This is a genomic window from Flavobacterium sp. UBA7680 (assembly GCF_002482975.1).
GTDB lineage: Bacteria > Bacteroidota > Bacteroidia > Flavobacteriales > Flavobacteriaceae > Flavobacterium.
In genome coordinates this window covers 1-13,762 of the sequence record NZ_DLHA01000010.1, presented here as the reverse complement: position 1 = coordinate 13,762, position 13,762 = coordinate 1, and the positions used below count along the sequence as shown (strand labels likewise).

The window sequence follows — 13,762 nt, the reverse complement described above, 5'->3', positions numbered from 1 at the left end:
AGTTTAGATTGCTGAACTCTAACAAATAAAAAAAAGAAAAATAACATGAAAGTAACTTTGAACAGAGTAAATGACGCTTTTCATTTTAAACTTAAAAATGAACGCGGACATGTAGTTGATGTTGACAGCAGAGCTGAATTTGGAGGAAGCGATTTAGGCGCAAGTCCAATGGAGTTGGTATTAATGGGCGTTGCCGGATGCAGTGCAATTGATATGATTTCGATTTTGAAAAAGCAGCGTCAGGAAATCACTTCTTTTAACGCTGAGGTTGATGGAACGCGCGTACAGATTGACGAAGCAAAACCTTTTAAAGAAATCGATGTGGTTTTTTATTTAGAAGGTGATATCAATCCAGAAAAAGCACAACGTGCCGCACAGCTTTCTTTCGAGAAATACTGTTCCGTTGCCAAAACTGTAGAACCAACAGCAACAATCAATTACAAAGTTGTTTTAAACAACATTCAATTAGAAAATTAGTCAATTAGATAATTCTTTGGACTAACTATTAAATAATGAAAGATTATTTTGCGAAACTCTGTGATCACTTTGTGAAACTCTGCGAAATAACTCTTTTAAACACACAACATAATGAATATAGAAGAATTTGGTTTTGAAACTAAAGCCATACGTACACATTTAGAAAAAACACAATTTCAGGAACATTCAACTCCTTTGTATTTATCATCAAGTTTTATATTTGAAGATGCAGAGGATATGAGAGCTTCTTTCACGGAAGAAAAAGTCCGCAATATTTACTCTCGTTTCAGCAACCCAAATACAACAGAATTTGTAGACAAAGTTTGTGCAATGGAAGGAGCCGAAGCCGGTTATGCTTTTGCAACCGGAATGGCAGCTATATATTCTACGTTTGCAGCATTGTTAGAATCTGGAGATCATATTGTTTCTGCAGGAAGTGTTTTTGGATCAACTCATGCATTGTTCATGACGTATTTCCCAAAATGGAAAATTGAAACTTCTTATTTTGATATCAATAAACCGGAAACAATTGAAAGTTTTATTAAGCCAAACACTAAAATTTTATATGCTGAAACACCAACAAATCCTGGTGTAGATGTAGTAGATTTGGAATTGTTAGGACAAATTGCAAAAAAGCACAATTTGATTTTAATAATTGACAACTGTTTTGCTACGCCATACATTCAGCAGCCTATTAAATACGGTGCGCATATCGTAATTCATTCAGCAACAAAATTAATAGACGGACAAGGTCGTGTTTTAGGAGGAGTTGCAGTTGGAGAAGCGGAGTTAATTCGTAAAATATACTTGTTTTCAAGAAATACAGGACCGGCAATGTCGCCATTTAATGCATGGGTTTTGTCAAAAAGTTTAGAAACATTGGCTGTTCGTGTGGACAGACATTGTGAAAATGCTTTAAAAGTGGCGGAATTTTTAGAAAGTCACCCAAACGTAAACAGTGTGAAATATCCATTCTTGAAATCACATCCAAAATATGAAATTGCCAAAAAACAAATGCTTTTAGGCGGTAACATTATTGCGATCGAAATTAAAGGCGGTCTTGAAGCAGGAAGAAAATTTTTGGATAAGATTAAATTATGTTCTCTTTCGGCAAATATTGGTGACGTAAAAACGATTGTAACACATCCAGCATCAACAACACACAGCAAATTATCTGAAGGAGATCAACTTGCAGTTGGAATCACACAAGGTCTGGTTCGTGTTTCTGTAGGTTTAGAAACAGTCGCAGATGTAATTGCCGATTTAAAGCAAGCACTGGATTAAATAATTTTAGATTTCTGATTTTAGATATTAGATTTCTAAACCGTATAATGACGATTTTTGACTGTAAATTTATTACTGTTAAAAATCGTCATTCTTTTTTGATGGTTATTTGAACAAAAAATATATTTTTGTTTTCGTTATAAATTTAAATCTATAATAATCAATTTAATAAACTAACCAACCATGAGTAACTCTACTTACATTTTAGATGATACATTATTAGCATCCGCAGGAGCGCGTTTTTTAAACTATATAATTGATCTGGCCGTTTTTGTGATCATTTTAATTGTAATTGGAGTTTTACTTGGTATTCTCATTGCATTATTTGGACTGAATGGGCTTGGGGTATGGGTTGATAATTTAGGCGATTTAGGCTGGAATGTTATCGTTATAACCGTATCTATGATGTACTATACTTTAACGGAAGGCTTATTTGGAAGATCAATTGGTAAGTTTATTACAGGAACTATTGTTGTAGATGAAAATGGAGAAAAACCAACTTTAGGCGTTGCTTTTAAAAGAAGCTTATGCCGTTTAATTCCTTTTGATGCATTTACTTTTCTAGGCGGTTCAAGAGGCTGGCATGATTCAATTTCTAATACATATGTTGTTAGTAAAAAGGGATTAGAAGAAAATATGAAAACTTTTCACGAATTCAATTTAATCGGTAACACCGAAACGATTTAATAAAATAGAATTTAAAGAAACCAAAAAAATAAATTCTATGAGTGAATCTGTTTATGTTTTAGAAGAAGACTTGATTTCTTCTCGAAAAATAAGATTTTTAAATTATTTGATAGATTACATTTTTACATATGCAGCCTCAACGGTATTAGGTCTTGTTATACCTGCACTCGTAAAAGTTTTAGATTCTGTTGGATTAACAGGATTTGGATTTTGGGTTTTTAATGCAGGAAGCTGGATGATAATATTTTTAAGTGTTTTGATGATCACAGCTTATTATGTTGTGGCAGAAGGTGTGTTTGGAAGTACCGTGGGAAAATTTATTACAGGAACTGTGGTAGTTGATGAAAACGGAAACAAACCCGGTTGGGGAATTATTTTGAAAAGAAGTTTATGCAGATTGATTCCTTTTGAGATATTCTCTTTTTTAGGCAGTCCGTCCAGAGACTGGCATGATTCTATTTCTAACACCTACGTTGTCAATAAAAAAGATCTTGAAAACGAAGTAAAACTATTTCACGAATTCAATTTAATAGGAAACACCGAACTAAATTGATAGAATAAGTAGAATATAATTTTGTTCTGTTATTTTTCTCATTTAAAAAGCCTATTTTTGTTGCAGAATAATATGAAGCTTGTTTATTTTAGAAATAATCTAAAATTTACAGTCTGAAATCTAAAATTTAAAGATGCTTTCAAAGAAAACAAAATACGGAATTAAAGCTTTAACCTATTTAGCCAGACGAGAAAATAACGAACCTGTACAAATAGCAGAAATTGCAAAAAGTGAACATATTTCGATAAAATTTCTGGAAAGTATTTTATTATTATTGAGAAACTCCGGATTTCTTGGAGCAAAAAAAGGAAAAGGCGGCGGTTATTATCTGATAAAAGATCCAAAAGATATCAGTATGGCCAAAGTATACCGAATTCTTGAAGGACCAATTGCACTGCTTCCATGCGCAAGTCATAATTTCTACGAAAAATGCGATGACTGCGATGATGAATCTACCTGCGCAGCACGACGTTTAATGACAGAAGTAAGAGATAATACACTTAAAATATTAGAAAGTAATTCGCTTGCAGATATTGCATTTTAATTTTTCACCATATAAGTTATATAAGTTCATTTAATTTATCATCGTTTAAATTTAGACACGCTGCTATGCGTCTCTACTAAAATGAACTTATATAACTTATATGGTGAAAAAAAAATATTTTAAAAAATCAATTTATATCCTGCCAGGAAAAGCATTACAGCGATAGCATTTCTAAGAAATAGATCCGGTACTTTTCCGCTTAAACTGCTTCCAATACAAATTCCGGGAAGAGATCCTAGTAATAATTGTCCTAATAGCATTAAATCTAAATTTCCCATAGAAGCGTGGCCAATTCCTGCAACTAAAGTCAACGGAACAGCGTGAGCAATTTCAGTCCCTACTAAACGAGGTGTTGGCAAAAGGGGATAAAGGAAAAACAAAGTTACCGTTCCCAATGCTCCGGCTCCAATAGAAGTTAAAGTTACGGTTGCACCCAATAAAATTCCAATTCCTATAGTCAGCATATTTTGAGTAGTGCTTTCGTTATGAAATTTATCTCCTGCATGTTTCTGAGAAAAAACAAGAAGTTTCTTTTTGAAAATAATAGCAACCGATGTAAATAATAATGCCCAGCCTAAACTGTATTTAATAACAGCATTAATAGTCTCAATATCTGTTTTAATACTGTTTAAGATCCATAAAGTTAGTAAGGAAGCAGGAACGCTGCCAAGTGTTAACCAGCCTGTAATTTTCCAGTTGATGTTACCTTTTTTATTATGTACAAAAACGCCTCCCATTTTGGTAAAAGCAGCATAAAGCAAATCTGTACCTACAGCTGTTGTTGGAGAAATACGGAAATATAATAAAATTGGAGTCATTAAAGATCCGCCTCCAACTCCAGTCAATCCAACAATAAAACCTACTGCTAATCCTGCAATTACAAGACCTATTTGAAAATCCATATAAAAAAATTTATCGCTAAAATAACGACATTTTTATAATTATCCTATGGAAATTGTAGAGATTAAGATATATTTATATAACCAAACATTTCAGAGGAATATATTGTTTAAATATGGTGTTATAGATCATTATTTGTGAAATTAATTCAATTATTTGTTTCAACGTGATCCAGAGTAAGTTAAAGGTTTAAAAAAACGATAATATTTGTTTTGATTTTTAGAAATAAATAGTATTTTTGCAAAGTAATCTATTAACCCGATAGGGTAATAGGTTTTGAAAACAAATTCAATCATTTAATATGGAAAGAGAACTGAAAATAAATACCGCCGATTCTTTTAAAGAAAAGCTATGGATTGGAATTCCTGTTGTTTTACTAGTAAGTTTATTAACTGTATTAATATACAATCACCACGCTGAATTTTCGTGGAATGGATTTGTAGAAGGATTTAATGAAGAATTTTTAGTGTTTTTCGCCATTGGAGTTTTCGCTCAATTAGTTGACGGAACTTTAGGAATGGGTTATGGAGCAACTTCAACGTCATTTTTATTGGCTTACGGAGTTCCGCCGGTTGTAAGTAGTACGGCAGTTCACGTATCTGAAATGTTTACAACGGGAGCATCGGCACTTTCACATCATAGATTTGGGAACATCAATAAAAAATTGACAAAACATTTATTAATCCCAGGTGTTTTAGGTTCAATTACAGGAGCTTATTTATTATCTGATATTATTAATGGAGATGTTATTAAGCCATTTATTGCAGTTTACATGATTATTTTAGCACTTGTTATCATCAGAAAAGCATTGAAAAAAACAATTGTAAAGAAGAAAACGAAAAGATTAGGCGCTTTAGCTGTATTTGGAGGTTTTATGGATTCGGTTGGCGGCGGAGGCTGGGGACCAATCGTAACTTCAACATTATTAGGAAGAGGAAGAAACCCGAGATATACAATTGGTTCAGTAAATGCAGCGGAGTTTGCAATTTCATTTGCAAGTGGTATTACTTTTATGCTTTTTGGAGGAATTCATGGCTGGCAGGTAATCATCGGATTGATTTTAGGAGGAGTTATTTCAGCGCCATTAGCAGCATATTTGGTAAATAAAATCAAAAGAAAACCAATGATGGTTGCCGTTGGAATTCTAATTATATTATTGAGTTTAAAAACATTATCTAAATTATTATAATTCTTTAGATTAGGAGAAAGAGATTATGAGTGCGATTATTGTACAAGAATTATTAGAGAAAACAAAAGATTTTTCGCTGGACGAAACCTTAGTTTTTTTAGCAAAAGAGTTTCCGGGAAAAGTAATTTTTTCCACTTCTTTTGGACAGGAAGATCAGGTAATTACAGATTTTATTGCAAAAAGCAATACTGATATTACTGTTTTTACTTTAGACACCGGAAGATTATTTCAGGAAACTTACGACGTTTTTCACAAAACATTAAAAAAGTATAAAAGACCTATTGAAGTTTTTTTTCCAGAAGCAACAGCGGTAGAAAATCTTCTAAAAGAAAAAGGACCAAACAGCTTTTACGATTCAGTTGAAAACAGAAAAGAATGTTGTTTTATTCGAAAAGTAGTTCCGTTACGAAAAGCTTTAGCAGGAAATTCAGTTTGGATTACAGGTTTAAGAGCCGAACAATCAGAAAACAGACAGGATTTGCATTTGTTTGAATACGATGGAAACTTCGAAATTATAAAATTCAATCCGTTACTAAAATGGACTTTAGAAGAAGTTGAAACGTATCTTTCAGAAAATAATGTACCTCAAAATGCTTTACACAAACAAGGTTTCGTAAGTATTGGCTGCGCACCTTGTACAAGAGCAATTTTTCCGGGTGAAGATATCAGAGCCGGAAGATGGTGGTGGGAATCAAGCCATAAAGAGTGTGGTTTGCATAGCGCTAAAAAAGAGTAAGTCTAGATTTTTAGAGGCAAGAAGCAAGAGACAAGAAAATAGAGAATAGAATAAAGAATATAGATTTAAAGTTCCGAAGGAACGATCCATATTGTAGCGCCGGATTTTAATCCGGGGAAGAATAGAAAACAGAATAAATAGCGGAAAGTTTTAGAGTAACTCACAACTTAAAACCTGAAACTTGAAACTAAAAAATATCAAACAAAAAACAATGAGTTCAGTATTAAAAACAAACGCTTTAGAGAGTGAAGCGATATACATTTTCAGAGAAGTAATTTCACAGTTTGACAAACCGGTTTTACTTTTCTCAGGAGGAAAAGATTCTATAACATTAGTGCGTTTGGCGCAAAAAGCATTTTTTCCTGCTAAGATTCCGTTTCCTCTTTTACACGTTGATACGGGACACAATTTCCCAGAAACAATTGCTTTCAGAGATAAATTGGTAGAAGAATTAGGTTTAGAGTTGATCGTTCGTAATGTTCAGGATGCTATTGATGAAGGAAAAGTGGTTGAAGAAACAGGAAAATATTCTAGTAGAAACAGCCTGCAAACGACAACACTTTTAGATGCAATTGAAGAATTTAAGTTTGATGCTTGTATTGGCGGTGCGCGTCGTGATGAAGAAAAAGCAAGAGCTAAAGAACGTATTTTCTCAGTTCGTGATGATTTCGGACAATGGGACGAAAAAAATCAAAGACCAGAATTGTTTGATATCTTAAATGGAAAAATTGAAAATGGACAAAACGTTCGTGTTTTCCCAATTTCAAACTGGACAGAATTAGATGTTTGGAGTTATATCGAAAAAGAACACATCGAAATTCCGTCAATCTATTTTTCACATAAAAGAAAAGTTTTTTTGAGAGACGGTTTAATCTGGTCGCATTCTCCTTTTGTGTACCAAGAAGAAGACGAACAAATCGAAGAAAGAATTGTTCGCTTCAGAACCGTTGGAGATATGAGTTGTACAGCAGCGGTTGAATCTTACGCAGCAACAATCGAAGAAGTTGTAGGCGAAATTAGAGAATCAACGATTTCTGAAAGAGGAGCCAGAATCGATGACAAACGTTCTGAAGCTGCAATGGAAAAGAGAAAACAACAAGGTTATTTTTAATAATTATGAGTTATGAATTGTGAATTATGAAGGCAATTCAGGAAGTAATTAAAAAGGAAATCAAAAAAACAAAAACATACAGATTTATAAGTTTCGAGAGAACATGAAACCTGAAACTTTAAACCTGAAACAATATACAAGAATGGAAGTTTTAAAAATAGCAACAGCAGGAAGTGTAGATGACGGAAAAAGTACTTTGATCGGGAGATTATTGTATGACACAAAATCATTGACGACTGATAAGATAGAAGCAATCGAAAAAAGCAGTAAACAAAAAGGATATGATTATCTGGATTTCTCATTAGCAACAGATGGTTTAGTGGCTGAAAGAGAACAAGGAATCACGATTGATGTTGCGCACATTTATTTTTCGACAGCAAAGAAAAGTTACATTATTGCCGATACTCCAGGTCACGTAGAATATACTAGAAACATGGTTACAGGAGCTTCGACTTCTCAGGTTTCGATTATTTTAATTGATGCCAGAAAAGGAGTTATTGAGCAAACGTACCGTCATTTTTTTATCAATAATTTATTGCGAGTAAAAGAAGTAATTGTTGCGATTAATAAAATGGATTTAGTGGATTATTCTGAAGAAGTTTTCAATAAAATCAAAGCTGATTTTCAGGCATTAAATGCAAAAAGTACTTTCAAGGAACAAAACGTAAGTTACATTCCGTTAAGCGCAATCAATGGCGGAAACGTAGTTGATCAGTCAAAAGATATGCCTTGGTATACAGGTCAAACGGTTTTAGAACATTTAGAAGGATTACATGCTCATGATGTTTTTGAAGCAGGAAAAGCACGTTTCCCAGTTCAAACTGTGATTCGTCCAAAAACAGAAGAATACCACGATTTTAGAGGTTACGCAGGGAAATTATACGGAAACTCTATTAAAGTTGGAGATGCTGTAACAGTTCTTCCTTCTTTAACAGAATCAAAAGTATCTAAAATTCACTTTTTCGATAAAACATTTGACGAAGCCGTTGCAGGTTCATCAATTACCATCGAATTAGAAAATGATATCAATGTAACGAGAGGCGACATGATTGTAAAATCATCAGAACTTCCAAAAATTGAAAAAGAGATCACAACAACAGTTTGCTGGATGGACAGCAAAAAACTGGTTGCAGGAACAAAATATATTGTACAGCACAATACAAATTCGGTTTTAGCCAAAGTAGAAAGTATCAAAAATACCATCTCAACAGACTATTCCGGAACAAAAGAAGCTTCACAATTAGCCATCAACGAAATAGGAGAAGTAAGCATCAAATTAAGCAAACCTTTATATTTTGACGCTTACAACGAAAACAAATCAAACGGAGCTTTTATCTTAATTGATACAGCAACAAACACAACAGCAGGAGTAGGATTTATTAGGTAAACCTGCAATAAGCTTTAAGCAATAAGCCTTAAGCTTAAATGAGGAAAGACACAAAGTTTAAAAAGCTTATAGCCTACAGCTTAAAGCCTAAAGCATCAAAACAAATGGAAAGTTTTAGAACAGAAATAGAAAATCCGGTAGTTCAAAGAGAGATTATCGAATTAGAAAAAAAGATTCATTTATTCCGTGGAGGAAAAATTGATGATGAGCGTTTTCGTAGTCTTCGTTTAGCGCGTGGAATTTATGGGCAACGTCAGGAAGGCGTTCAGATGATCCGTATCAAATTGCCATATGGTAAAGTTACCAGCGAGCAATTAGTGCGTATCACGCAAGTTTCTGATGAATATTCTACAGGACGTTTGCACATTACGACGCGTCAGGATATCCAGATTCACTACGTGAGTTTAGACAGAACACCAGAACTTTGGGCAGATTTGGCTAAAGACGATATCACGCTTCGCGAAGCTTGTGGAAACACCGTTAGAAATATCACAGGAAGCGAATTGGCTGGAGTTGACGTAAACGAACCATTTGATGTTTCGCCTTATGCACACGGACTTTTTCAATATTTGTTAAGAAACCCAATTTGTCAGGAAATGGGACGTAAATTCAAAATTTCGTTCTCTTCTTCAGACGAAGATACGGCTTTGAGTTATTTACACGATTTAGGATTTATTCCGAAAATTAAAGACGGTGAACGCGGATTTAAAATCATGTTTGGAGGAGGTTTAGGATCTCAGCCGGCACATGCAGAATTGCTTTCAGAATTCGTTCCGGTAAACGAAATCATTCCAACAGCAGAAGGAATCATTCGTATTTTCGACAGATATGGAGAGCGTGCAAAAAGAATGAAAGCGCGTATGAAATTCTTAATCAAAGAAATGGGAAGAGATGTTTTCCTTGATTTGGTTGAACAAGAGAAAAAAGCCATTGCTTTTGAAACACATGAAATAGATACAACTGCTTTTGACGGACCAATTACAGAGCCATTATTAGAAGTTCCGCAAGTTACAATCGAAGATACTGCAGCTTATGAAGCTTGGAAAAAATCGAATGTAATCAAGCAAAAACAAGATGGTTATTATGCAATTGGAATCAAAGTTTTATTAGGAGATTTTTATACTGATAAGGCACGATTATTAGCCGCATTAATTAAAAATTACGCAGCAAATGAATTACGTTTTTCATTGCGTCAAAATATTGTAATACGTCACGTAAAAGAAGAGAATTTACCATTCTTTTATCAGGAATTAGCCAAACTGGATTTTGTTCAATTAGGATATAATTCTACAGGAGATATTACGGCATGTCCGGGTACTGATACTTGTAATTTGGGGATTGCAAGTAGTACCGGTATTGCAGAAGAATTAGAAAGAGTTTTAACTGCTGAATATCCTCAGTATTTAAACAACCGCGAAATCGAAATTAAAATTTCAGGTTGTATGAATGCCTGCGGACAACATAATATGTCGGCAATTGGATTCCAGGGAATGTCTATCAACTCAGGTAAACTGGTTGCTCCGGCATTGCAGGTTTTATTAGGCGGAGGAAGATTAGGAAATGGAGCAGGACGTTTTGCTGATAAAGTAATTAAAATTCCGAGTAGAAGAGGTCCAGATGCTTTGCGTACAATTTTAAATGATTTTAATGCGAATGCAAACGGAGAAAAATTCCTAAACTATTACGATCTAAAAGGAGAGAAATATTTCTACGAAATTTTGAAACCTTTCGCAGATGTAACCAATTTAACAGAAGCTGATTTTGTAGATTGGGGTAATGCAGACAATTACGTAAAAGCAGTTGGAGTTGGAGAATGTGCCGGAGTGGTGATCGATTTAGTAGCGACATTATTGTTTGAAGCTAAAGAAAAATTGTTTTTAGCTCAGGAATCTTTCGACGAGAAAAAATGGTCAGATGCAATCTATCATGCTTACGCAGGATTTGTAAACGGTGCAAAAGCATTGTTATTGGCAGAAAACCAAAAAACAAACCACCACGCAGGAATTGTAGATTTGTTTGACACTGTTTTTATCGATACTAATAAAATAGAATTAAACTCAACTTTTAAAAATTTGGTTTACCAAATCAATAAAAAAGAACCATCAGAAGCTTTCGCTAAAAATTACATTGCTCAGGCAGTAGTTTTCTTTGACAAAATCGAAACATTCAGAGCTCAGGAATTAGAAAATGCTTAATATCAAACCCAAAATAACTTTAGTCGGTGCAGGTCCGGGCGATCCTGACTTACTTACGCTAAAAGCTGTAAAAGCATTGGCTGAAGCAAATGTGGTTTTATATGACGCTTTGGCCAACGAAGAAATTCTGGATTATGCGCCTAAAAATGCCATCCGAATTTTTGTTGGAAAAAGAATCGGAAATCATGCTTATACGCAAGATCAAATCAATCAACTGATTGTCGATAATGCTTTGACTTACGGAAATGTAGTTCGGCTAAAAGGCGGAGATCCGTTTATTTTTGGAAGAGGAAGCGAAGAAGTGGAATTTGCAGAAAGCTTCGGAATTGAGACCATCGTAGTTCCCGGAATTTCCTCTGTAGTTGCTGTTCCTGCAAGTCAGGGAATTTCGATTACAAAACGAGGAGTTTCTGAAAGCTTTTGGGCAATTACCGGAACAACTTCTGATAGAAAATTATCTTCAGATGTAGCTTTGGCAGCACAATCTTCTGCAACAGTTGTGATTTTGATGGGAATGCACAAATTGCCTCAAATCATCGATTTATTTCAGAAAGAAAATAAAGGAAGCTTACCCGTTGCGATCATTCAAAACGGAACAACAGCAGAAGAAAAAGTAGGCGTAGGAACAGTAAATTCTATTCTAAATATTGTAAAAGAAAAAGAATTAGGTTCACCAGCCATTATTGTTTTAGGCGAAGTTGTCCGCGAAAGCAGCAAACTAAAAGGATTTTACGAAGAATTTTTATCAAAAGAAGTTTCAAGATAAAATTCCGAAGGAACGATTCATATTGTAGCGCCGGATTTTAATCCGGGGAATAAACGAGAGATTGGAAAACATAGCCCGAGGTTTCAACCTCGGGAACGCATGGATATTTAATTCAATATGCATCAAAAAATCATCTAATTTTGGTTAGATGAAAATAAATTAAAATGGAACAAAACGAATTATATCCAATATTTCTAAAGCTTCACAATTTAAATGTACTGATTGTAGGCGGAGGAAATGTAGGTCTGGAAAAGCTTTCTTTCTTGTTGAAATCAAGTCCGAATGCAAATGTTGAGGTAGTAGCAAAAGAATTTCATTTAGAAATTAAAGTTTTAGCAGAAAACCATCCTTCGATAAAATTGACAAAATCGAAGTTTAAAAAGAAAATGCTCAAAAAACGTCACATGGTAATTGCCTGTACTGACGATTTGAAAGTGAATAAAAAGGTTTACGAATTATCGAGAAAGCGTTATTTGATTTGCAATATAGCCGATACGCCAGATTTGTGTGATTATTATTTAGGCGGAATAGTAACAAAAGGAAATGTAAAGATTGCTATTTCAACCAATGGAAAATCGCCGACAACGGCAAAAAGGCTTCGGGAATTTTTTGAAGAAGTAATTCCGGAAGACATAAATCAGATGGTAGAAAATCTCAATGAATATCGCAAAACCTTAAAAGGAAATTTTGAAGAAAAGGTAAAAAGGATGAACGAAATAACCGATTCATTGAAGAATAAAGAATAATAAAAAAGTTCCGAAGGAACGTTACATATTGTAGCGTCGGGTTTTAACCCGATGATTTCGAAGGAACGATTTATATTGTAGCGTCGGGTTTCAACCCGATGGATGAATGAGAAGAAATGAATAATGATAAAAATCATTGTCAGGAGAATAAATTATTCGTTTCTTTGTATTATTAAGAATGATTATAAACAACAAACATAATGATTAAAACAGATATACTTATAATTGGAGCAGGCCCAACAGGTTTATTTGCCGTTTTCGAGGCAGGATTGTTAAAATTAAAATGTCACATTTTAGATGCATTGCCACAAGCAGGAGGACAACTATCAGAGTTATATCCAAAAAAGCCTATTTACGATATTCCGGGATTCCCAGAAGTTTTAGCAGGAGATTTAATTGATAATTTGCAAGAACAAATTAAGCAATTTGAGCCAGGTTATACATTAGGAGAACGTGCTGAAACCATTGACAAACAAGAAGACGGATCTTTTATTGTAACTTCAAACAAAGGAACTAAATTCCACGCGCCTGTTATTGCAATCGCAGGAGGTTTAGGAAGTTTTGAGCCTCGTAAACCACTTATCGAAGATATCGAGTTTTATGAAGATAAAGGAGTAAAATACTTTATCAAAAATCCTGAGAAATTCAGAAATAAAAGAGTTGTAATTGCAGGAGGAGGAGATTCAGCGTTAGACTGGTCAATTTTCTTAGCAAACGTAGCTTCAGAAGTAACTTTAATTCACCGTAGAAACGAATTTAGAGGAGCTTTAGATTCTGTAGAAAAAGTACAGGAATTAAAAACAGCCGGGAAAATTAAATTAATTACGCCGGCAGAAGTTATCGGAATCAATGGTGCTGAGCATGTTGAATCATTAGATATCGAAGAAAACGGTGCACACCGTAAAATCGAAACTGATTTCTTTATTCCGCTTTTCGGATTAACTCCAAAATTAGGTCCAATTGGAGACTGGGGATTAGAAATAGAGAAAAATGCAATTAAAGTAAACAACGCATTAGATTACCAAACTAACATTCCGGGAATCTTCGCAATTGGTGATATCAACACTTACCCAGGAAAATTAAAGTTAATTCTTTGTGGTTTCCACGAAGCAACTTTAATGTGCCAGGCTGCATACGGAATCATAAACCCAGGTAAAAAATATGTATTGAAATATACAACAGTTTCT

14 protein-coding genes are annotated in these 13,762 nt (G+C 34.2%); 13 read left to right on the top strand and 1 reads right to left on the bottom strand.

From position 1 onward, the window contains the following. The first annotated feature begins 45 nt into the window (after positions 1-45). The 5 genes from B3C18_RS01575 (at position 46) to B3C18_RS01555 (ending at position 3,545) form a co-directional block, all read left to right on the top strand. Positions 46-477 (top strand): OsmC family protein, encoded by a 432-nt coding sequence (locus tag B3C18_RS01575; protein WP_073483332.1) that lies wholly within the window; start codon positions 46-48, stop codon positions 475-477. A 111-nt stretch (positions 478-588) separates the two neighbouring features. Beyond that, positions 589-1,761 (top strand): trans-sulfuration enzyme family protein, encoded by a 1,173-nt coding sequence (locus B3C18_RS01570; protein WP_291141292.1) that lies wholly within the window; start codon positions 589-591, stop codon positions 1,759-1,761. Between the two features lie 183 nt (positions 1,762-1,944). Continuing rightward, positions 1,945-2,448 (top strand): RDD family protein, encoded by a 504-nt coding sequence (locus B3C18_RS01565; protein WP_291141290.1) that lies wholly within the window; start codon positions 1,945-1,947, stop codon positions 2,446-2,448. Positions 2,449-2,485: 37 nt separating this feature from the next. Beyond that, positions 2,486-3,001 (top strand): RDD family protein, encoded by a 516-nt coding sequence (locus tag B3C18_RS01560; protein WP_291141287.1) that lies wholly within the window; start codon positions 2,486-2,488, stop codon positions 2,999-3,001. Positions 3,002-3,134: 133 nt separating this feature from the next. Beyond that, positions 3,135-3,545, top strand: a complete 411-nt coding sequence (locus B3C18_RS01555; protein ID WP_012023576.1) for an RrF2 family transcriptional regulator — start codon at positions 3,135-3,137, stop codon at positions 3,543-3,545. 119 nt (positions 3,546-3,664) lie between these two features. On the opposite strand, the gene B3C18_RS01550 is transcribed toward B3C18_RS01555, so the two are convergent. Beyond that, the gene (locus tag B3C18_RS01550) at positions 3,665-4,447 is read right to left on the bottom strand and encodes a sulfite exporter TauE/SafE family protein (protein ID WP_291141285.1); all 783 of its coding nucleotides are present in this window, start codon (positions 4,445-4,447) and stop codon (positions 3,665-3,667) included. A gap of 299 nt (positions 4,448-4,746) precedes the next feature. Here B3C18_RS01550 and B3C18_RS01545 point away from each other — a divergent pair, with 299 nt between their 5' ends. The 8 genes from B3C18_RS01545 to B3C18_RS01510 all read left to right on the top strand — a co-directional run. Next, positions 4,747-5,634, top strand: a complete 888-nt coding sequence (locus tag B3C18_RS01545) for a sulfite exporter TauE/SafE family protein (protein WP_291141284.1) — start codon at positions 4,747-4,749, stop codon at positions 5,632-5,634. Positions 5,635-5,659: 25 nt separating this feature from the next. After that, on the top strand, positions 5,660-6,370 hold the full coding sequence (locus B3C18_RS01540; protein WP_291141283.1) for a phosphoadenylyl-sulfate reductase: 711 nt from the start codon (positions 5,660-5,662) through the stop codon (positions 6,368-6,370). Between the two features lie 211 nt (positions 6,371-6,581). Continuing rightward, complete coding sequence (gene cysD / locus B3C18_RS01535) at positions 6,582-7,481, top strand: sulfate adenylyltransferase subunit CysD (RefSeq protein ID WP_035645595.1); 900 nt, start codon at positions 6,582-6,584, stop codon at positions 7,479-7,481. A gap of 142 nt (positions 7,482-7,623) precedes the next feature. Then, positions 7,624-8,868 carry a sulfate adenylyltransferase subunit 1 gene (locus B3C18_RS01530; RefSeq protein ID WP_291141392.1) on the top strand — a complete coding sequence of 415 codons (1,245 nt, stop codon included), beginning with the start codon at positions 7,624-7,626 and terminating at the stop codon, positions 8,866-8,868. Between the two features lie 104 nt (positions 8,869-8,972). Further along, positions 8,973-11,063, top strand: coding sequence for a HEPN domain-containing protein (locus B3C18_RS01525; protein WP_291141279.1), 2,091 nt, complete (start codon positions 8,973-8,975; stop codon positions 11,061-11,063). Next, positions 11,056-11,829, top strand: a complete 774-nt coding sequence (gene cobA, locus B3C18_RS01520; RefSeq protein ID WP_291141277.1) for a uroporphyrinogen-III C-methyltransferase — start codon at positions 11,056-11,058, stop codon at positions 11,827-11,829. Before B3C18_RS01525 ends, cobA begins: the two co-directional genes overlap by 8 nt. Positions 11,830-11,993: 164 nt before the next feature. Continuing rightward, positions 11,994-12,575, top strand: a complete 582-nt coding sequence (locus tag B3C18_RS01515; protein ID WP_291141274.1) for a precorrin-2 dehydrogenase/sirohydrochlorin ferrochelatase family protein — start codon at positions 11,994-11,996, stop codon at positions 12,573-12,575. Between the two features lie 200 nt (positions 12,576-12,775). Then, the coding region (locus B3C18_RS01510) for an NAD(P)/FAD-dependent oxidoreductase (RefSeq protein ID WP_291141271.1) at positions 12,776-13,762 on the top strand (987 nt) is incomplete at its 3' end.